The sequence below is a fragment of the Propionivibrio dicarboxylicus genome (assembly GCF_900099695.1).
Taxonomy (GTDB): domain Bacteria; phylum Pseudomonadota; class Gammaproteobacteria; order Burkholderiales; family Rhodocyclaceae; genus Propionivibrio; species Propionivibrio dicarboxylicus.
In genome coordinates this window covers 1-19965 of sequence record NZ_FNCY01000014.1, presented here as the reverse complement: position 1 = coordinate 19965, position 19965 = coordinate 1, and the positions used below count along the sequence as shown (strand labels likewise).

15 protein-coding genes are annotated in these 19965 nt (G+C 63.3%); 4 read left to right on the top strand and 11 right to left on the bottom strand.

What is annotated here, in order from left to right; translation table 11 throughout:
- Window positions 1-100 precede the first annotated feature (100 nt).
- Window positions 101-544, top strand: a complete 444-nt coding sequence (locus tag BLR25_RS14880; RefSeq protein WP_218122765.1) for a hypothetical protein — start codon at window positions 101-103, stop codon at window positions 542-544.
- Window positions 545-771: 227 nt separating this feature from the next.
- Window positions 772-1692, top strand: coding sequence for a hypothetical protein (locus BLR25_RS14875; protein ID WP_091938687.1), 921 nt, complete (start codon window positions 772-774; stop codon window positions 1690-1692).
- Between the two features lie 63 nt (window positions 1693-1755).
- Here the strand turns inward: BLR25_RS14875 and BLR25_RS14870 are convergent, their stop codons facing one another.
- The 6 genes from BLR25_RS14870 to ahpC form a co-directional block, all read right to left on the bottom strand.
- Window positions 1756-2760 (bottom strand): M48 family metallopeptidase, encoded by a 1005-nt coding sequence (locus BLR25_RS14870; protein ID WP_091938686.1) that lies wholly within the window; start codon window positions 2758-2760, stop codon window positions 1756-1758.
- On the bottom strand, window positions 2757-3857 hold the full coding sequence (locus BLR25_RS14865; RefSeq protein WP_218122764.1) for a YjgN family protein: 1101 nt from the start codon (window positions 3855-3857) through the stop codon (window positions 2757-2759). The genes BLR25_RS14870 and BLR25_RS14865 overlap by 4 nt, the downstream gene beginning before the upstream one ends.
- Window positions 3858-3872: 15 nt before the next feature.
- Window positions 3873-4499 carry a ParA family protein gene (locus BLR25_RS14860; RefSeq protein WP_091938685.1) on the bottom strand — a complete coding sequence of 209 codons (627 nt, stop codon included), beginning with the start codon at window positions 4497-4499 and terminating at the stop codon, window positions 3873-3875.
- 1 nt (window position 4500) lies between these two features.
- Window positions 4501-5475 carry a quinone oxidoreductase family protein gene (locus BLR25_RS14855; RefSeq protein WP_091938684.1) on the bottom strand — a complete coding sequence of 325 codons (975 nt, stop codon included), beginning with the start codon at window positions 5473-5475 and terminating at the stop codon, window positions 4501-4503.
- A 160-nt stretch (window positions 5476-5635) separates the two neighbouring features.
- Window positions 5636-7192, bottom strand: coding sequence for an alkyl hydroperoxide reductase subunit F (ahpF, locus tag BLR25_RS14850; RefSeq protein ID WP_091938683.1), 1557 nt, complete (start codon window positions 7190-7192; stop codon window positions 5636-5638).
- 89 nt (window positions 7193-7281) lie between these two features.
- Window positions 7282-7848 (bottom strand): alkyl hydroperoxide reductase subunit C, encoded by a 567-nt coding sequence (ahpC, locus tag BLR25_RS14845; protein WP_091938682.1) that lies wholly within the window; start codon window positions 7846-7848, stop codon window positions 7282-7284.
- Window positions 7849-7984: 136 nt separating this feature from the next.
- Between ahpC and BLR25_RS14840 the strand changes: the two genes are divergently transcribed.
- Window positions 7985-8902, top strand: a complete 918-nt coding sequence (locus BLR25_RS14840) for a hydrogen peroxide-inducible genes activator (protein ID WP_091938681.1) — start codon at window positions 7985-7987, stop codon at window positions 8900-8902.
- Window positions 8903-8971: 69 nt separating this feature from the next.
- Window positions 8972-9226, top strand: a complete 255-nt coding sequence (locus tag BLR25_RS14835) for a SemiSWEET transporter (protein WP_091938680.1) — start codon at window positions 8972-8974, stop codon at window positions 9224-9226.
- Window positions 9227-9250: 24 nt separating this feature from the next.
- On the opposite strand, the gene BLR25_RS14830 is transcribed toward BLR25_RS14835, so the two are convergent.
- The 5 genes from BLR25_RS14830 to BLR25_RS21345 form a co-directional block, all read right to left on the bottom strand.
- Complete coding sequence (locus tag BLR25_RS14830; protein WP_091938679.1) at window positions 9251-11497, bottom strand: UvrD-helicase domain-containing protein; 2247 nt, start codon at window positions 11495-11497, stop codon at window positions 9251-9253.
- A gap of 75 nt (window positions 11498-11572) precedes the next feature.
- Window positions 11573-13783: an SLC26A/SulP transporter family protein gene (locus BLR25_RS14825; protein ID WP_176785919.1), complete on the bottom strand. Its 2211-nt coding sequence runs from the start codon at window positions 13781-13783 to the stop codon at window positions 11573-11575.
- Window positions 13784-13806: 23 nt separating this feature from the next.
- Window positions 13807-15408, bottom strand: a complete 1602-nt coding sequence (locus tag BLR25_RS14820) for a ShlB/FhaC/HecB family hemolysin secretion/activation protein (RefSeq protein WP_176785918.1) — start codon at window positions 15406-15408, stop codon at window positions 13807-13809.
- Window positions 15409-15415: 7 nt separating this feature from the next.
- Complete coding sequence (locus BLR25_RS14815; RefSeq protein WP_091938676.1) at window positions 15416-16831, bottom strand: FecR family protein; 1416 nt, start codon at window positions 16829-16831, stop codon at window positions 15416-15418.
- Window positions 16822-19965: beta strand repeat-containing protein (locus BLR25_RS21345; RefSeq protein ID WP_245715577.1), on the bottom strand; the 3144-nt coding region annotated here is incomplete at its 5' end. The genes BLR25_RS14815 and BLR25_RS21345, both read right to left, overlap by 10 nt.

Genomic DNA, 19965 nt, shown 5'->3' with positions numbered 1-19965 from the left:
GTGTATTCCGGAAAGACCATCGCCGCGTTAACCAGACAACCGGCGCGCGCCGCATCCCGCGAAGCACACCGGAAACGCAACAGAAACAAGGAGCAGCACCATGAAAAAGACATTTGGCATGACCCTGGCCCTGACCCTCGGACTCGTCGGCTCGACCGTCGCGCTCGCCAATGACGCGGTGGTCGGCGCACTGATCGGCGGCAGCGCCGGCGCCGTTATCGGACGGGCCGTCGGTGGCCGCAACGCCGCCGTCGTCGGCAGCGTCATCGGCGCCGCGACCGGCGCAGCCATGGCCACGGAACCGCGCTCGTACTATTACGCCGACCAACCGGTCAACTACTACGCCCCGCCGCCACGCCCGGCGCCCGTGTATTACGGACCGGCGCCCGCCTATTACCCGCCGCAGAACGTCTATTACGCGCCGCCACCGGTTCGCGTCGTCGCCCCGCCCCCCGCCGTCTACGTCGGCGGCTACTACGGCGGTGGGTACGGCGGTGGTTACTATGGCGGCGGCTACGGCCACCACCATCGTCATCACTGGTAGGCGCATTCCGCTTCCCCAAGCCGCGCCGTGTGCGCGGCTTTTTCTTTTCCGGTTCCCACCACGCCTCCAGCACATGCCGCGCCGACAGACACCGCCCCCGAAATGCAAAATCGGTTTGACATTGGAATTTTCGAAAACTAGCATGGATCAGCACAATTTCTTTCGTTAACGAAAAAAGTGCATTCGGATTCCGTTATCAAACCACCCACAGGAGGGAATCAAACGTCATGGCTATCCGAGTTCATTACGCAGCGCTGACCGTGCTGCTCGCCGCGCTGTCGGCGACCGTTCCGGCCCAGGCCGCACCGCCCCTGGTCACCCAGCCGACCTACAGCTACCAGTTGATCGACACCTTCGAGGTGAAGGGACGCCAGGGCGTCGCCAGCGATGGCAATTTCTACTATGTGAGCGGCAGCAAGGCGCTGTACAAGTACGACAAGAAGGGCACGCTGATCCAGTCGAACGAAGCGCCCTTCGAAGGCTATCCGATCGCCGCCAACCACATCGGCGGCATCGACGTCTTCAACGGCGAAATCTTCGTCAGCGCCGAAAACTTCATGGACGGCGTCGGCAAGGACATCCAGATCGCCATCCATGACGCGGAAACCCTCAAACTGAAGCGCTCGTTCAGTTTCGAACCGTCGAGCGGACAACAGGAAGTCTCCGGCATTTGCGTCGACACCGACAAGCGCACGGTCTGGATGGTGTCCTGGGTCGGCGAGGAAAGCGGGCGCTATATCTACGAATACAGCCTCGACACCGGCAAATATCTGCGGAAGGTGCATCTGCAACCGCCGCCCCAGTGGATCCAGGGCATCCATTACTGGAAGGGCAAGCTGTTCGTGACCGCCGACGACGGCACCGCCGATGACGAAGAACCCGACAACCTCTATCGGATCGACGTCAGCGACAAAAGCTATGCGCCGGTGGTGCGCGAAAAGGTATTCACCGAGGTCAAACGCCAGGGCGAAATCGAAGCGGGCGGCGTCGATCCGAAAACCGGGGAATTCCTCGTTCTCTTCAATCGCGGCTCACGCATCGTGCTGGGTATGGTCAAGGGCTTCTATCCCGGCTACGACCGGGAAATTTCGGAAGTCTATCGCTTCCGCCTGACGCCGTTCCCAAGCGGCAAGCACAGCAAGAAATAAGCGCTCACCGCGCGCGACAACAGGCACGGCCAAGGTCATCATCCCGGGCCGTGCCAGGACGCTTCATTCGCAGGCGCCGCCGACCAGCGCTTCGCTACGCCGAATCGTTTCGGGATGCGTCGACAAAAATTCGGGCGCACTGCCCGCAGACGACTCCGCATGATCCAGCCGCTGCAAAATGTCGACCAGACAGCGGGGAGAGATGCCATTCGCTTGAAGCAGGCGTTCGGCAAAAAGGTCCGCCTCGCGCTCGGCATCGCGCGAATACTTGGCTTCGAGCAGGACTGCCGGCGCCGCCGCGACGACGCTGCTGACATCGCCAAGAAACCACGCGGCGAGCAGGCCGACAAGCGTGCTCTGGACTGCCTGGCGCAGACCATGACGCTCCTCGACATGCCCCAGTTCGTGCGCCAGAACCGCCATCAGTTCATTGTCACGACGCGCCAGGGCCACCAGGTCGTCGGTCAGGATGATCGTTCCTGACGGCAAGGCCAGCGCGTTCGCCGACATCGCGCGGTTGGCGCGAAAGACGAGATGCGCCCGAGCGACTGGCTCCCCCGGCATCGCCAGCGCCGAAAAACGGGCGGCGATCGCCGCTTGTCGGGCTTCCGGCAGGCGGCTCGGCGCCAGATAGCGCTCATCCAGCACGGCCAGCACACGATCGCTGACGGTTTCCGCAACGCTGTCGGGCAAGGCATCGGCGACCCGGGCCGACACCCAGGGCAGGCCCCAGCGATACGCGGCGAACAGCGCGGCCAGGCAAAACAGGCTGGCCACGGCGATCCAGCGCACACTGAACTGCCAGCGAACGACGCAGGCATCGCGATGACCGGTCTCGGCAAGCAGTCGCTGCAAGCCGGCATGATCGCGAATCTCGCAAAAGGCGCCGTCGGAGAAGGTCACCAGCCGCGGCGCCGCCCCCATCGGCTCGGAAAGACGCAAGGCTGCGAGCGCTTCACGGCGTTCGACGTCGTCGCCGCGCACCTGCAGAAAACCGCGGTCATGATCGAGCGTCACGCGGCGGCGCCGCGTCGAGCGCCCGTCGTAATAATCGCCGACGACGCTCACAGGGCGATATCGATATCGAAGAGCTCGGCCGCTTCCTCGCCGGTCGCGCCGACCGGATCCGTGCTGCCGGCTACGAAGGCACCGAGATCGCCCGCCGCCAGCACGGACACCGTCTGCAGGCGATAGCGCAGCAGGCGGACGACGGCAAAGGGATGATAGAAGCCCAGCGTAAACAGCACGGCAAACAGGTTCGTCAGCCGAATCCAGAACAGTCGCCAGACCGAGGCCGTGCTGACGAAACGATGTTCGCCAAGCTGCGTGTGGTTCCAGACCAGATTCTGCGACAAGGCTTCGAAAAACGGGCGGATGAAGAAAAACAGCACCAGCAAGGCGATGAGCGGGAACACCGCGATCAGCCCGGCGCCGAGCCGGCCGCCGCCGAGCGTCTGCGCCGCCCCATGCAGACCGACGCCAAGGACAGCGATCAGGACGCCGCCCAGCACCAGGGCGCCGGCCATCTTGAAATACAACGCGTAAAACGCCCGAACCGGCGCACTGAACGCAAACCGGGTCTGGCCAAAGACGGCATTACCGTGCTGGAACTGTTTGAGCCGCTGGTGACAGAACGGAGCGAGCAGATAGAGCGTCACAAAGGCGAGCAGCGGCCAGCCGAGGAAGACGCGATAGGCGTCCTTGAGGCGGGCGTCGAAGCGAAAACGCAAACCGCGATAACTGCTGTTGGCGAGGCGGAACTGCAAGGAACGCAGCAGCAGGCGCGGCAGCACCAGCGCAAGCGCGACGGCCACCAGCGCCCCCAATCCGGGATGCACGCCGCCGGCGACCTGATAGGCGATCAGCATGGCGACGGCAATCACGCGCCCCTTGAGAATCGCACGCGGATTACCGTGATAGTCGAAACTCGCGCCGGCGAGCTGCGTGTTGCGATAGAAGTACTGCAGACGGCGCACCTTGGCCCAGGCCGAATAGATACCCAGGGTCAGGAGGGTCAGCAGGAGATTGACGATCCAGATGCCGAAATAGTCACCGCCACGACCCGTAAACTCCAGCGGAAAGCACTCTCCGCTCGCGTCGCCCGCCATAACCGGCATCGCCGCCGTGTCCTCCGGGCGTTCAGCCCCCGTGTCCGTTTGCTCCATCCGGCACCTCCCCGGTCATGACTGCTCGACCCAATCGATGATTGGCTGCCACTGCTCGACGTCCCGCGCCGCACGCGACGGCGCCAGATCGAACAGCGTCATGCCGTTGGCGCTCGTCTGCACGTACAACTGGGTGTCGCGCAAGTAGGTGAGCACCGGCAGATCGTAGTACGAGAGAAAGCGCTCAAGCTCCGACGCCGCGCGTGTGCGCGCATCGACACGCATGCCGACGACGGCGACGCAGGTCTTCTCCTTGCGCACGCATTTCTCACCGAGCAAGGTATCGAGGAAGTGGCGCGTCGCCAGGATGTCGAAGAGCGAGGGCTGCACCGGCACGATGACCCGGCGCACCTGACCGAGCACGCGGTCGAGTTGCTTGCCGTGCAGCCCGGCCGGCGTATCGAGGACGACATGCGTCGTCTCTTTCGGCGGCCTGGCCGGCTGATCCTTGGCAAGATCCCAGCTCTGGATCGGCGGCAGCACCTCGGGGCGGATCGCCAGCCAGTCGCGCGACGAATGCTGCCGATCGACGTCACCCAACATGACGCGATGACCGCGACGGGCAAAATAGCCGGCGAGATTCGTCGCCAGCGTCGTCTTGCCCGACCCGCCCTTGGGATTGGCGACCAGGAAGGATTTCATGTCAGGGCAGGAAAATCGTCGATCCCGTCGTCTTGCGCGCTTCGAGGTCGCGGTGCGCCTGCGCCGCTTCGGACAAGGGATAGGTCTGATTCACTTCGATCTTGACCTGACCGCCGACGACGACGTTGAACAATTCCTGGCCGATGTCGAGCAATTCGTCGCGGCGCGTCGTGTAATCGGCGAGCTTCGGCCGCGTCAGGAAGAGCGAGCCCTTTTGCGTCAGCGTCAGCGGATCAAAAGCCGGCACCGCCCCCGAGGCATTGCCGAAGGTCGCCATCATGCCGCGCGGACGCAGGCAGTCGAGCGACGCCGCGAAAGTGTCCTTGCCGACACCGTCATAGACCACGGCAACGCCTTCGCCGCCGGTGATCTCGCGCACGCGCTTGACGATGTCCTCACGGGTATACAGGATGACGTGATCGCAACCGTGCTGACGCGCGAGTTCCGCCTTGGCTTCGGTCGACACCGTGCCGATCACCGTCGCACCGAGCGCCTTCGCCCATTGGCAGGCGATCAGCCCGACGCCGCCGGCCGCCGCATGGATGAGCACGGCATCGCCCGGCTGGACGCGACAGGTACGGCGCAGCAGATAGGCCGCCGTCATGCCCTGCAGCATCATCGCCGCGCCGGTGCGAAAATCGATCGACGCCGGCAACTTGAGCAGGCGATGCGCCGGCATGCAGCGCACCTGGCTGTAGGCGCCGACCGGCCCGCCGGCATAGGCGACGCGATCGCCGACCTGGATGTCGCTGACACCCTCGCCGACCGCTTCGACGATGCCGGCGCCCTCAAGACCGATACCCGAAGGCAGCGGCATCGGATACAGCCCGGTACGGTGGTAGGTGTCGATGAAGTTCAGCCCGACGGCTTCATGGCGAACGCGCGCCTCACCGGCCACCGGCGCACCGACGGAAACTTCCTCCCAGCGCAGCACTTCGGGACCGCCGGTCTGATGAAAACGAATCGCAAACGTCATGCCAATCTCCTGAAAAAGGTCGAACCGGCGCGATTCTCGCACCGGTATTCAAAAGCATTAGCCTAGCCCCGGAAAGGCGCGACGGCAAGCCAAAAGCAGCCAGGACGCACGACAAAAAAAAGCGCGGCCCGACAGCCCGGACCGCGCTTTGACGGATCGCTCAGGCCGGCAAGGGCGAGCGGATCAGATGCTCGAAGGCCGCCAGCGAAGCCTTGGCCCCCTCGCCCATGGCGATGACGATCTGCTTGAAAGGAACGGTCGTGCAATCGCCGGCGGCGAACACACCGGGCAAGGAGGTCTGACCGCGCGCATCGACCTCGATCTCGCCGTGCGCCGACAGATCGACCGAGCCCTTGAGCCAATCGGTGTTGGGCAACAGCCCGATCTGCACGAACACGCCTTCGACTTCCAGCGTCCGCGCTTCGCCGCTCGTCTGATCGGTGTAGGCAAGGCCGGTGACCTTGTCGCCGTTGCCCACGACCTCGCCAATGCGGGTATGAGTGATGACGTCGACATTGGGCAAGCTGGCCAGGCGCTTTTGCAACACGGCATCGGCACGCACGTCGTTGCGCGCCAGCAGGGTGACATGGCCGACGATGCCGGCGAGATCGATTGCCGCCTCGACACCCGAATTGCCGCCGCCGACGACGGCAACGCGCTTGCCCTTGAACAGCGGGCCATCACAGTGCGGGCAGTAAGCGACACCGCGTCCGGCATAGGCTTCCTCGCCGGGCACGTCCATCTTGCGCCAGCGCGCACCGGTCGAAATGATGACGCTGCGGCTCCTGAGCGAGGCGCCGCTCGCCAGGCCAATTTCAGCCAGCCCGTCGGCGCCGACCGCGAGCGACTCGGCGCGTTGCAGGTTCATGATGTCGACGTTGTAATCGCGGACATGCTGTTCGAGTCCGGCGACGAGGCGCGGCCCTTCAGTCGACTTGACCGAGATAAAGTTCTCGATCGCCATCGTATCGAGCACCTGGCCACCGAAGCGATCGGCGACGAGTCCGGTGCGGATGCCCTTGCGTGCGGCATAAATCGCCGCTGCCGCGCCGGCCGGTCCGCCGCCGACGATGAGCACGTCGAACGGCGCCTTGTCGGCGATCTTGCGCGCCTCGCGTTCGACGAGGCCGACATCGAGCTTGGCCAGGACTTCCTCGAAGCTGGTGCGCCCCTGACCGAAGGGCTCGCCGTTGAGCAGGACGGTCGGCACCGCCATGATCTTCTCGCGCTCGACCTCGTCCTTGAACAGGGCGCCGTCGATCATCGTGTGGGTGATGCCGGGATTCAGCACGGCCAGCAGGTTCAGCGCCTGAACGACGTCGGGGCAGTTGTGGCAGGACAGGGAAATATACGTCTCGAAGCGGAACGTCCCGGTCAGCGCACGCGCCTGCTCGATCGCCGCCGGATCGGCCTTGGGCGGATGACCACCGACCTGCAGCAAGGCCAGCACCAGCGAAGTGAACTCGTGTCCGAGCGGCAGACCGGCAAAGCGGATGCGCGCCGCCTCACCCGGACGACCGACCGAAAAGGACGGTCGGCGCGCGTCATCACCGTCGTAGCGGACCGATACCTTGTCCGACAGCGCATCGATCTCATCGAGCATCGCGCGCATTTCGCCGGCTTTGTCGCTGGCATCGAGCGTCGCCACGAGTTCGATCGGCTCGCGGATGCGTTCGAGATAGGCTTTGAGTTGGGTCTTGATGGCCGCATCAAGCATGCTGTTCTCCCTTGGAATGCTGTTGGATTAATGAATCACCCCGGCACGACGCCGGGGTGAGAGATGCTGTGACAGGTGCTTCAGGACAATCAGATCTTGCCGACGAGGTCGAGCGAGGGGGCGAGCGTCGCGTCGCCTTCCTTCCACTTGGCCGGGCAGACTTCACCCGGGTGCGAGGCGACGTACTGTGCCGCCTTGACCTTGCGCAGCAGTTCGCTGGCGTCGCGGCCGATACCGCCGGCATTGATCTCGATGATCTGGATCTTGCCGTTCGGGTCGATGACGAAGGTACCGCGCTCGGCCAGGCCGGCTTCCTCGATCATGACGCCGAAATTGCGGCTGATCGTGCCGGTCGGATCGCCGACCATGACATAGTCGATCTTGCGGATCGTGTCGGAACTGTCGTGCCAGGCCTTGTGCGTGAAGTGCGTGTCGGTCGAGACGCTGTAGATTTCGACGCCGAGCTTCTTGAATTCGGCATAGTTGTCGGCGAGGTCGCCCAACTCGGTCGGGCAGACGAAGGTGAAGTCGGCCGGGTAGAAGAAGACGACCGACCACTTGCCGCGCAGGTCGGCATCCGACACTTGAATGAACTTGCCGGCGTGGTAAGCGGTGGCGTTGAAGGGCAGGACTTCGGTATTGATCAGCGATTTCATGAGGTGTTCTCCTTGTGTGTTAAGTGAGGTTGTCGTGAAGCGATGGATGAATCTTAAGACCGCCGCGATTATTTATCTAATTTATTGTGATAATATTTTCGATAGCCAATGACTATTGACACCCCGAACGACCGCCATGACCCTCACCGAATTGCGCTACATCGTCACCCTGGCCCGCGAACGCCACTTCGGGCGGGCCGCCGAGAAATGCCACGTCAGCCAGCCGACGCTGTCGGTAGCCTTGAAGAAAGTCGAGCAGCGCTTCGGCATCACGCTGTTCGAGCGCAGTTCGGCCGACGTGCGGCTCACGCCGATCGGCGAGCAGATCGCCGCGCAGGCCGAGCGCGTCCTCGAAGAATCGGCGCGCCTGCAGGAAATCGCGCGTCAGGGGAAGAATCCGCTGGTCGGCCCCTTGCGCCTCGGCGTCATCTTCACCATCGCGCCCTACCTGCTGCCGCGCCTGATCCCGTCGCTGCACGCGCGGGCGCCGGACATGCCGCTACATCTGCAAGAGAACTTCACCGTCCGCCTCGGCGAGCAACTGCGACGCGGCGAACTCGATGCCATCGTCGTCGCCGATCCCTTCGTCGAACCCGGCATCGTCACCGGCGCGCTTTATGACGAACCGTTTGCCGCGATCCTGCCGTCCGGACATCCGCTGACCGCCAAGGAAATCCTGGCGCCGCGCGACATCGTCGGCGAGAATCTGCTGCTGCTGGGGCCGGGAAACTGTTTCCGCGACCAAGTCGTGCAGGCCTGCCCGCAACTCTCGGAACCCGGCGGCACCGAAGGCGCGCGCGAAGGCAGTTCGCTCGAAACCGTGCGTCATATGGTCGCGAGCGGCGCCGGCATGTCGATCGTGCCGATCTCGGCGGCACTGTCCTGGCCGGCGCAGGACGAACTGCTGCAACTGCGCCGCTTCAGCGAACCGGGACCGCAACGGCGCGTCGTCGTCGCCTGGCGGGCGAGCTTCCCGCGTCCGCAAGCCATCGACGCGCTCCGCCAGGCGGTTGCCGACGCCCTGCCGGCCAGCGCCGTGCCGGTGCGTCGCTGACCATTCCTTCGTCATGATGCCTAGACTGCGTCGACGCTCCCGCAAACACCACCGTAACGATAGAAACCCATGATTCCCGTCGAATGGATCGGCTATCTCGCCGCCACGCTCACCACTGTCGCTTTCGTGCCGCAGGTCTGGCAAATCTGGCGCAGCAAGCGCACGCAGGACATTTCACTGCGCATGTATGTGCTGTTCACCTGCGGCATCGCCGCCTGGCTCGTCTATGGCCTGATGATCGCGGCCTGGCCGGTCGTCGTCGCCAACGCCATCACCTTCGTGCTCGCCGGCATGGTGCTGGTGCTCAAGCTGCGGCACGGCTAGGCGCCGCGTCGAAGGCGCCGGCGGCTATACCGGCGTCAGCTTGGCGTAGGCGAGCGCCAGCCATTTCATGCCGTGCGCGCCAAAATTGATCTGCACCCGCGCGTCGGCACCGCCCTCGGCCGAGACGATGACGCCGAGACCGAACTTGGCGTGCTGCACGCTCTGGCCGATACGAAAACCACCGACAGTCGACGCCTCGCGTTGGCGCGTCGGGGCCGCTGAATACGCTGGTGCCGGGCTCGCCGCAAAGGACGGGGTCGCCCCCACCCGGCGCAACAATTCCTCAGGCAATTCTTCGAGGAACAACGAGGACAGGCAATAGCGCGTCTGCCCGTGCAACATGCGCGTCTGCGCATGCGTCAGGTACAGACGGCGGCGGGCGCGCGTCACGGCGACGTACATCAGCCGGCGCTCTTCTTCGAGGCCGTCGCGCTCCTGTGCCGAATTCTCGTGCGGGAACAAGCCCTGTTCCAGGCCGGTAATGAAAACGGCATCGAACTCCAGACCCTTGGCGGCATGCACCGTCATCAACTGCACCGCTTCCTGCCCCTCGCCGGCCTGGTGCTCGCCGGCCTCGAGCGAGGCATGCGCAAGGAAGGACGCGGCTGCGTCGGATTCTTCCGGATGCGCCAGGGTGCCTTCCTCTTCCTGCACGAATGCCGTCGCCGCGCTGACCAGTTCGTCGAGGTTCTCGAGCCGCTCGCGGCCTTCCTTTTCGCCGAGGTAATACGCGCGCAGGCCGCTGCGGTCGATCAGATGCTCGATGACTTCCGGCAAAACCAGCGCCGCCGTCTCGGCACGCAGGGTTTCGATCAACCGGATGAACTGGCCGACCGCCGCGCCGGCCTTGCCGGTCAGGCTTGCCGCCGCGTTGTAGAGGCTCGAATTGGCGCGATGCGCCGCTTCCTGCAAGGCCTCAACGCTGCGACTGCCGATGCCGCGCGTCGGGAAATTGACGACCCGCGCGAACGCGGTGTCATCGTCGGGATTGGCGATCAGCCGCAGGTAGGCAAGCGCATGCTTCACTTCCTGACGATCGAAGAAGCGCAGGCCGCCATGCACGCGGTACGGCACCCCGGCGCTGAACAGTTGATGCTCGAGCACGCGCGACTGCGCGTTCGAGCGATAGAGCAGCGCGATCTGCGTCGGCGGGAAACCGTCACGAATCAGTTCGCGCACTTCATCGACGGCGAAGCGCGCCTCGTCGATATCCGAAAACCCTTCAAAGACGCGGATCGGCTCGCCGGCGCCGGCATCGGTCCACAGGTTCTTGCCGAGGCGTCCGCGGTTGTTCTTGATCAGGGCATTGGCGGCATCGAGGATGTTGCCATGCGACCGATAGTTCTGCTCCAGACGAATGACATTGGCAATCCTGAACTCGCGCTCGAGATCGCGCATGTTGCCGACTTCGGCGCCGCGGAAGGCATAAATGCTCTGGTCATCGTCGCCGACGGCGAAGATACACCCGCCCTCCCCGCGCTCATCCGACGCAAGAAGGGTCTTCTCGTCATCACCGCCTTCCGTCCGCCCTTGGGACGGCCCTGCGGCCGGACTGCGTTCTCCGTAACTCGCGAGCAGCTTGAGCCACTTGTACTGCAGGACGTTGGTATCCTGGAACTCGTCGACGAGAATATGCCTGAAGCGCGCCTGGTAATGGCGGCGCAGCGGCTCGTTGCGGCACAGCAACTCGTAGGTGCGCAGCAGCAGTTCGGCGAAATCGGCGACGCCTTCGCGCTGGCACTGCGCCTCGTATTCAGCATACAGCTCGACGCGCCGGCGCGTGTAATCGTCATAGGCTTCGGCCTGCGCGGCGCGGATGCCCTGTTCCTTGTGCGCATTGATGAAATGCGCGAGTTCGCGCGGCGGGTATTTTTCGTCGTCGACGTTGAGGTTCTTGAGCAGGCGCTTGATCGCCGACAACTGGTCGGCCGAATCGAGAATCTGGAAGGTTGCCGGCAGACCGGCCTCGCGGTGATGCGCGCGCAGCAGGCGATTGCACAGGCCGTGGAAGGTGCCGATCCACATGCCGCGCGGATTGATCGGCAGCATCGCCGACAGGCGCGCCAGCATCTCCTTGGCCGCCTTGTTGGTGAAGGTCACCGCCAGCACACCGTGCGGTCCGACTTGCCCGGTCGAGATCAGCCAGGCGATGCGCGTCGTCAACACGCGCGTCTTGCCACTGCCGGCGCCGGCAAGGATCAGCGCATGCTGCGGCGGCAGCGTCACCGCCGCCAGTTGTTCGGGGTTGAGGTTCGCGAGCAGATCGGACATCGGAAGGCGTTTCACGGAAGGGAGCAGCCGCGATTATACAGGCCCGCCCAGACTGCCCGCATCTGCCCGCCGGCCTTACCCTTCCGCCTGAAGACGCAAGGCCTGTGTCGTCAGCCGCAAACGCCCGGCGAGAATCACGCTCAGATTGTGCAGCACCTGACAGGCGATTTCGGGATGCGCCTGCATGATCTCGTCGAGACGATAGCGGGCTAGCTCCAGCACCGCGCTCGGCCCCTTGACAACGGCATCGGCTGAACGCGGCTTGCCTTCGAGCAAGGCCATCTCGCCAAAAACGATTCCCGGTGCGAAGCTCGCCACACGCTTCTGTCGCCCGTCGTTCAGCGGAATCAGAATATCGACGACGCTGTCGGTCGCGACAAACACGCTTTCCCCGGCATCGCCCTGCCCGAAAACACGCCCTTCCGACGCCAACACGCGGCGGTTCATGTACCCGGACAGGATATCGACCTGCATCGGTGTCAGTCCGGCCGTCAGCGCCGTCTCCGATAGTCTGACCGTCGCATGGCAATCGTCGACGCCATGTTTTGCCAACAACTCGTCCTCGGCGCACTCAAGCGCGACATCGAGATCGGCATGCCAGTCCGTCACCGGGATCTCGACACTCAGTCCCATCGCCGTGAGGAAGGACTCGATCAAGCGAGGGGCTCCGGCAATCGCCACCCGCACTTTTTTCCCGCGCAGTTTGCGGGCGATCTGCAGCAGCGTGCGCGCGCCGGTCGGGTCGACATCGCGAACGCGCTGCATGTCGATGATGATCAGCGAGGCCTCCGACGCCACGCGCTCGGCCTCGACGGCGAGCCGATCGGCGGTTCCGAAAAACAGCGTCCCGTCGACCTCGATGACGGCAATCCGCCCGCCCTCGGCCTCAAGGATCTCCATGTGCGCAGGCGTCCGCACCTTGAGCGAACGGCAATTCTTGCAAGCGTATACGCGACGGATCGGCGGTTTCATGCTGCTATGCACAAAGATCACCACCGCCGCGACCACGCCGACGCCGACCGCCTTCATCATGCCGCCGAAAACCGCAACGAGTGCCACCAGGAAAACGACCGTCACATTAACCAGCAACGTTCGGTACTGCTCGGGAGCGAACTGCGAACGCTGCCGCATGACCTGCCGGACAAGACGGCGAACGCCATCGTCAACCATTGCATTGGCATAGAACAGCAGAATGCCGGCGGTCACCGCGCTGGGGACAAGACCGACCCAGTGCCCGGCGACGAGCGCCACCAGCGCCATCACTGCAGCATACGCCAGGCCGGATACGGGCGTTCTCCCTCCGGTTGAGACGTTCATCACGACGCGCGACAGATTGCCAACCGCCGGCGTAGCGCCGAAACTGCCTGCCAGCAGATTCGCCAAGCCCTGCACACGCAGTTCACGATCGCCATTGGCACGGACATGCGTCGCTGATTCAATCGACGAGAGACACAGCATGGTTTCCAGCGATGCAAACGCTGCGATCGACAAGGCAAACGGCGCCAAGGTCGGAACCCAGTCGATCAGCATGGCCGGGCCAAATTCCCGCAACCCTTGCAACACCGACAACTCGGGCACCAGGCCGTCAATATGCCCGGAGGTGCTTCCCAGCATCCCCACGCCGAACAGCGCCACGAGCGCATGATGCACGGCCGTGCCGACGAACAAGGCGAGAACGACACCGGGAATCCTCTTGGTCAATTTTGGCCCCTTCACGCACACGGCCAGTGTCACGAAAGCAACGATCGCGCTCAGGGGATGCCAGACGCCAAAGACATTCGACCATGGCGTGCCATTGCCGACGCCGACAATCGGACGCAAGGCCGACAAGGTCATCAGACAGGCGACCCCGCACAGCAGTCCGGCCAACACCGGATAAGGGACAAACTTCAGCGCCCGGCCGACCCGGGCGACGCCGAACAGCCACTGCATGGCGCCGGCAAAGGCTGTGCATGACAACAGGAGGATAAAAATCAAGGCCAGCGGATCGCGTGCCGATTGAATATCGGGATGATGCAACAAAGAGGACGCCAGCGCCCCGAGGATCAGTCCGGTCGCCGGCCGACTCCCGGTCAGCATGCCACCGGTACAGCGGAAAACGGCGCCAAGCAGCCCCCCCAGTACGCACCCCCAGACAGCGGCACGCAACCCATGGTTGGCATAGACGCTGCCTAGCGGCGCCACGGCAAACAAGCCATAGACCAGCTCGACCGGCACCGCCGCCAGCGCCGCGGAGGCGCCCCCCATCAAGTCACCCTTCCAGTTCCAGTTCTTGCCGGCTGTCATTCCCAAAATCGCCCTCATCATTGTCAAAAGTACGCGGTGATCGACGCGTGAATCATCTTGCTCCCCTCCTCGCGCGCATCGCGTCCCTTATCGACGACGGCGAAGTCCAGACGCAGGCTCAGGTTCTTGGCATAAACAGCACGCACACCGACGCCGTGGCTGGCGATTTGCAGCGCGCTGACCTCGCTCGCCAGCGCCTGGCGACGGCGCAGCCAGGCCGTGTCGTAGAACGCCAGCAGGCGCATCTTGGCGGCACTGGCGAGCGAGGCACCCAGATCCGGCGTCTGGAGTTCAACCGTGACGCGCTGGCCATAGTCGTTAACAACCGAACGCTCGTTAAAGCCGCGCACGGAATCCATCCCGCCCGCCCCGAACTGCTCACCGCTGATCAGCGCCTTGTCGGTCATCTGCCCCTGCAGCGCTCCACGCAAGCGCCAATCTCCGGGCAGCGGCTGGATGCCATTGGCGGTATACCGCCACAGGTGATAGCCGGCGGTCGCGCCCTGACGCGCCCCCGTCTTGTTGAAGTCAGCCGTTGTCCCGTCCGCCCCCCCTGGAATGTTCTGCACTGCGCTGACCGAAAGATCGACATCCCGTCCGGCCAGCGTGCCACTGCCGAAGTAGGTCAGCGAAACCGGATGCACCGTCGCGTCGGGAACCAGGCTGTCGCTGCTGCCTTCCGCCATGATCCGGCTCGAATACGCCTTGTAGTCGATTCCATACGACAGTTTCTGCGACCAGCCTCCCCATTTCGGCAGACTCTGGTTGTAGCGCGCCATGAAGAGTTGGCCGCTGCCGCTGATGCCGAAGGTCCCAGCCGCCGTCGCCAGCTTTCCCGAATTGACGTTCGAATAGGCATAGGCAAACGTGACATCATCTCCATAGGCATACAGCGGAATGCGATAACCAAGCCCGAGAATCGTCACTTTGTCGAAATGATCGGGCGAAGTCAGGTACTGCAGCGACAAGGCGTGATCGCGATCAAACAGATTGCTGTGCTGCAGAACTACGCCGGTGCGGAAGCGGCCCGTGGCATATTTGCCGTCTGACGAGGCGATACCCGTATTGTCCATTGACACTGACAACCGCAGCGGCGAGTCATCGGCCACATTGAGCATGGCATCGACTTCGCCTTCGTTCTGGTTGCGGCGGAACACGAGTCCGGTGTTCTTGCCGCCGTTTTCGTTGGCCAGACGCAACTGATCGTCGATGCGCAACATATTCGGCGTTTCGCCCTCGCGCAGGCCCGGAACACTCCGACGGATATTCTCGTCGGAGAAATACGTGTTGCCGCTGATGATGATGCTGCCGATCTTCGCTTCGACGACTTGAAGCCGGATCAATCCCTGATCGACATCCTGCTCGGGGAGAAAAGCCTTGACCGCGCCATAACCCGATTTCGCGTAAAACGCTTCGAGCGCGGTGATTGCCTCCTGGATCGTCGAAAAGCTTGCCTCCGGGCCGGTATAGGCCAGCAGGACCGCCTCGACCTGATCGCGCGGCAGCAAGGTATTGCCTTCGACCACATACCCGCGAATCTCAAAGGCCGGCTCGTCTTCCTCCGCGTGAGCACCGGCACAGCACAAGGCGACAAGGACAGATAGCAGAATTCGTTTGATCGTCATCGGTAATTCATCGGCAGGTCGCAGGATCGACATTCATGCTGCGCAAATACGCGTCCTGATTGATAAATGGCGGTGGGATGGCGATGCGCATCAGCCCACGTCCCTCGATTCCGGCAAAGCCCGTTTCGCCGGCCTTCAATTCAACCGCTTCGCCGCTGCGTTGCGTCAGCGCCACGCGACCGTCCCTGACCGACACATACAACCCGGCTTCCTTCATCTGGCTGGCATCCTTGCCGAAGAGCTCCTGATGATTGACCTTGAACTGTTCTGGTTTCGGCGCCGGCAAGTTCTGTAGAAAATGCGGGACATTGGGAAGTAGTACCGGCCGCGCCCCCGGCCCATCGATATAGCCGACCTGACCCGAGGGTACCAGCATCCGGCTTTCGCCCGAGGCCACTTCGATCGTCCCTTCGCGCGTGCTGGCATAAACGCCCTGGCGGCAACTTACGCCCATCTGCGGCACGTCGAGCCCGGAAGCACCGCCTTGCGCGCCTGACGGCGTGCACACCATGTCGAAGTTCGTGCCGCGAATACCGATCGTCGCCGTCACGGTGTCATAGCGCACCGCCGATGGCTGCGCCTTGCCGATCAGCCCCGTGACCACCCGCAAGCCCCCTTTGATCAATTCAGTAAACATCTGGTTGCGTTCCTTGTTCGCCGGCGCATAGCGATAAGCCACAATCTTGTAGATGCTGCCGCCATTGACGACGACGCGCGATTCATCGCTGAACACCAGCGTGGCATGGCCCGAAGCCGCCGCCTCGACGGTGTCGCCAACATAAACCGGATCCCCCTGCGCCAACGGCTTTGCCGTGCCGCCCAACGGCGTCACCAGCACGGGGCCTTCGGCGCTGAACAGTCTCGCGGCGATCGGATTCGGCATCTCATCCTCTCCGTCGGCGGCCTTGCGCGGCGGCGTTGCGCTCGCGCATTCCAGGCCGCAGACGCGCGCGACAAAGTCGGTCCCGCGAATCCCGATCGTCGCTGTTGCGCCTTCGACCTTGTAGGCATCCTGATTACCGCGCTTGCCGATCAAACCCGTCACCGTGCGCAAGCCGCCCTTGATCAGACGCATCGAGAAGCTGTCGTTATTCGGCTGCCATTCCTGATAGTGATAGTCGTTCACGCGCAACGATGAAGACGGGCGCACCGCCAGTTCGCTACCGTCGGTGAACCGCAGCCGTGCATAACTGTCTTTCTCTGTCGTCAGCGTGTCGCCAACCTCGACTTTCGAACCGTTCGAAAGAATCCGCCGTTTCCCGTCGGCCTGGCGGACAAACACCGTTCCATCCGCGACTTCCACAGTGGCAATTGGATCGGCATGGCTCGCACCGGCAAACGCCAGGGCAGCACAACACACGACAAAGCCTCGCCGAAGCATCCGGACGAGCAGTGATATCTCTCGCCCCCCGTTCAGCGACATTGGCGCAATCCTACCCGGGCCGGAACGGTGCTCTGATTCGTTCCGTCGTTCGCCGCCGTCGCCTGGGCCAGCGTCTGACTGACAGCCGCCACCGTTTCCGTATCGCTATCGACGATTTCGGCAATCGCCGTCGAAACGGCATTCGTCGCCAGCGTTTCCGGTTTCTGCGCCGTCACCTGCTGCAGAGTCTGCAGGTAGCGAAGCTGCGGCACTTCGGTCAACGCCGCTTGCGGCATGCGTAGATCGAAGGCGCTGCCGGACAGTCCCACGCTCATTCCCCAATCGCCCGGAACCGTTACTGCCGCAAATCTCCCATTCGTTTGTTGCGCGTTCAGGAAGCGGTAGGCCGTTCCGGCCGTCGGCGTATAGCCGTGATAACTGCTCACGTTTAGACTTCCGTTGAGGGTCGCAGTGCCGGCAACGTTGATCTGATCGTATCCTGTTCCCGGCATGTCGCCGCCAAGTTCGATAACCGTCGAACTGCCCGGTGCCAAGGTCAGATTACCGCCCACATTGAGCAGGCCAGGCGAGAAGCCAACCGATAACGCTCCACCGTTGATGGCGACATCACCGCTGACGCTGCCCGATCCGCACAGCGATCCTCCGGACAGATCAACGTTGCCGGCCAGCGTCCCACCTCGCATTTGCAGGTCACCGCCGCTTTGGCGCAATCCGCCCGCCACGGTTGTCGTGCCTGCACCGACTGCAACCAAGCCGCCGTTGTTCGTCAGCACCTGGTCGAACCGGACGTTATTGCCGGTGAGCAAAGTTCCGGCATTGTTGAACGCGGCCGAGATCGTCGCAGTACCCGTTGCATCAACGACGGACCCAGCCAACGCATTGGTCGTCACCGCCAGCGTACCGGCAGACAAAGTGGAAGCCCCTGCGAGATTGAGCACGCCGCTACCGGAGAACGTGCCACCGGATTGTGCGTAAGACGCGGTATTCAACGTGCCATTGAGCACGTGAGTGCCGCCGATAATCGACAGGGTGGCGCCACTTTCGAGGGCGGACACATCGGCTCGCGTCGTCCCCAAGGTCAGCGCACTGGCATTAGCGAGCGTGATACTGCGCTGAGAGATCAATGTCTGCAGGCGCGTCGGCGTATCGGCATCGAACACGATGGTGCCGCTCCCCGCGGGTATCGACGCATTGAGGACATTGGCCGCTTCCGGGGCGATATTCGACGCCCAGTTGGCCGGATTCTTCCAGCTGCCATCACCTACCGCGCCCGTCCACACCGCCAGCGCCTTCGGCACAATGACACCGACGTTGCCACCGAGCGTTGTCGGGACCAATTGATAATTAGCGGCCAGCGTTCCCGTGAGCGACAGAGCGCCAAAACTCACCTGGATAGCGGTACTGGCATTCTTGTCGGCATATTGACCGCTCGCCGCTGCCAACGCCACCGAGCTCTGATCCGCCGCAAGAACGTTGCTCAGCGCATAGTTGCCGCCGAGCGTCGCGTTCGTCGTCGCATCGTATTCCTTGGAAATACTGCCGACCAAGGTTGCGCTGATCGGCCGCGGGCTGATCGACAGGGTGCTGCCGCTATAACTCAGCGTGTAGTTGCCGCTTGCCGCGAGGCTGCCCTGGTTGATGGCGTAGGCGCCGACGTTCTCGCCACTTGTACGGCTCAAGGCGCCGCTCAAGCTGTCGCCATTGACGAGTCCCGAGCCACCTACCGCGTAACTCAGCGTCGGATCGGCGTTGCCATACACCTTGCTCTGCGATTCCGCTGTCACACTGATCGGACGCTGCGTCACCGCCAGCGCGCCATTGACATAATTGAACGTGTAGTTCGACGCTGCCGCACCGTTGCCAGTAACGGCGTAGTTGCCGACATTGCTCGTGGCATTGGCCGTCGTTGCGTAGCTCGGTGCTGTCGTCAGTACGCTGGCCGTGTCGCTGAACTTGAAGCCACTGATCGTGCCGCTCAGCGCCGGGTTGGCGTCGCCATAAACGCGGCTTTGATTGTCCGCCGTCACCGTCAGCGTTGCCGGGGTGATCGACAGGTTGTTGCCCGTATAACTCAGCGCGTAGTTGCTGCTCGCGACGAGGCTGCCCTGGTTGATGGCATAGGCGCCGACGTTCTCGCCATTGGTACGGCTCAAGGCACCGCTCAGGCTGTCGCCATTGACGAGTCCCGAACCACCGACCGCGTAGCTCAGTGTCGGCTCGGCGTTGCCATACACTTTGCTCTGCGCTTCCGCTGTCACACTGATCGGACGCTGCGTCACCGCCAGCGTGCCATTGACATAATTGAACGTGTAGTTCGACGCTGCCGCGCCGTTGCCAGTAACGGCGTAGTTGCCGACGTTGCTCGTGGCAGTGGCCGCCGTCGCGTAGCTCGGCGCCGTCGTCAGCACGCTGGCCGTGTCGCTGAATTTGAAGCCGCTGACCGTGCCGCTCAGGGCCGGGTTGCCATCGCCATAAACGCGGCTTTGATTGTCCGCCGTCACCGTCAGCGTTGCCGGGGTGATCGACAGGTTGTTGCCCGTATAACTCAGCGCGTAGTTGCTGCTCGCGACGAGGCTGCCCTGGTTGATGGCGTAGGCACCGACGTTCTCGCCACTTGTACGGTTCAAGGTGCCACTCAGCGCGTCACCATTGACGAGTCCCGAACCACCGACCACGTAGCTCAGCGTCGGATCGGCGTTACCATACACTTTGCTCTGCGCTTCCGCTGTCACATTGATCGGACGCTGCGTCACCGCCAACGTGCCATTGACATAGTTGAACGTGTAGTTGCTCGCGGCCGCGCCGTTGCCAGTTACGGCGTAATTGCCGACATTGCTCGTGGCATTCGCCGTCGTTGCGTAGCTCGGTGCCGTCGTCAGTACGTTGGCCGTGTCGCTGAATTTGAAGCCGCTGATCGTGCCGCTCAGCGCCGGGTTGGTGTCGCCATAGACACGGTTCTGATTATCCGCCGTCACCGTCAGCGTCGCCGGGCTGATCGACAGGGTGCTGCCGCTATAACTCAGCGCGTAGTTGCCGCTTGCCGCGAGGCTACCCTGATTGATGGCGTAGGCACCGACGTTCTCGCCGCTTATACGGCTCAAGGCGCCGCTCAGCGTGTCACCATTGACGAGCCCCGAACCACCGACCGCGTAGCTCAGCGTCGGGTCGGCGTT

Bases quoted from the DNA above. Each gene is read 5' to 3' on its own strand.
- BLR25_RS14880 (WP_218122765.1), top strand. From the start codon at position 101: ATGAAAAAGACATTTGGCATGACCCTGGCCCTGACCCTCGGACTCGTC.
- BLR25_RS14875 (WP_091938687.1), top strand. From the start codon at position 772: ATGGCTATCCGAGTTCATTACGCAGCGCTGACCGTGCTGCTCGCCGCG.
- BLR25_RS14865 (WP_218122764.1), bottom strand. From the start codon at position 3,857: ATGGAGCAAACGGACACGGGGGCTGAACGCCCGGAGGACACGGCGGCG.
- BLR25_RS14860 (WP_091938685.1), bottom strand. From the start codon at position 4,499: ATGAAATCCTTCCTGGTCGCCAATCCCAAGGGCGGGTCGGGCAAGACG.
- BLR25_RS14855 (WP_091938684.1), bottom strand. From the start codon at position 5,475: ATGACGTTTGCGATTCGTTTTCATCAGACCGGCGGTCCCGAAGTGCTG.
- ahpF (WP_091938683.1), bottom strand. From the start codon at position 7,192: ATGCTTGATGCGGCCATCAAGACCCAACTCAAAGCCTATCTCGAACGC.
- ahpC (WP_091938682.1), bottom strand. From the start codon at position 7,848: ATGAAATCGCTGATCAATACCGAAGTCCTGCCCTTCAACGCCACCGCT.
- BLR25_RS14840 (WP_091938681.1), top strand. From the start codon at position 7,985: ATGACCCTCACCGAATTGCGCTACATCGTCACCCTGGCCCGCGAACGC.
- BLR25_RS14835 (WP_091938680.1), top strand. From the start codon at position 8,972: ATGATTCCCGTCGAATGGATCGGCTATCTCGCCGCCACGCTCACCACT.
- BLR25_RS14830 (WP_091938679.1), bottom strand. From the start codon at position 11,497: ATGTCCGATCTGCTCGCGAACCTCAACCCCGAACAACTGGCGGCGGTG.
- BLR25_RS14825 (WP_176785919.1), bottom strand. From the start codon at position 13,783: ATGACAGCCGGCAAGAACTGGAACTGGAAGGGTGACTTGATGGGGGGC.
- BLR25_RS14820 (WP_176785918.1), bottom strand. From the start codon at position 15,408: ATGACGATCAAACGAATTCTGCTATCTGTCCTTGTCGCCTTGTGCTGT.
- BLR25_RS14815 (WP_091938676.1), bottom strand. From the start codon at position 16,831: ATGTCGCTGAACGGGGGGCGAGAGATATCACTGCTCGTCCGGATGCTT.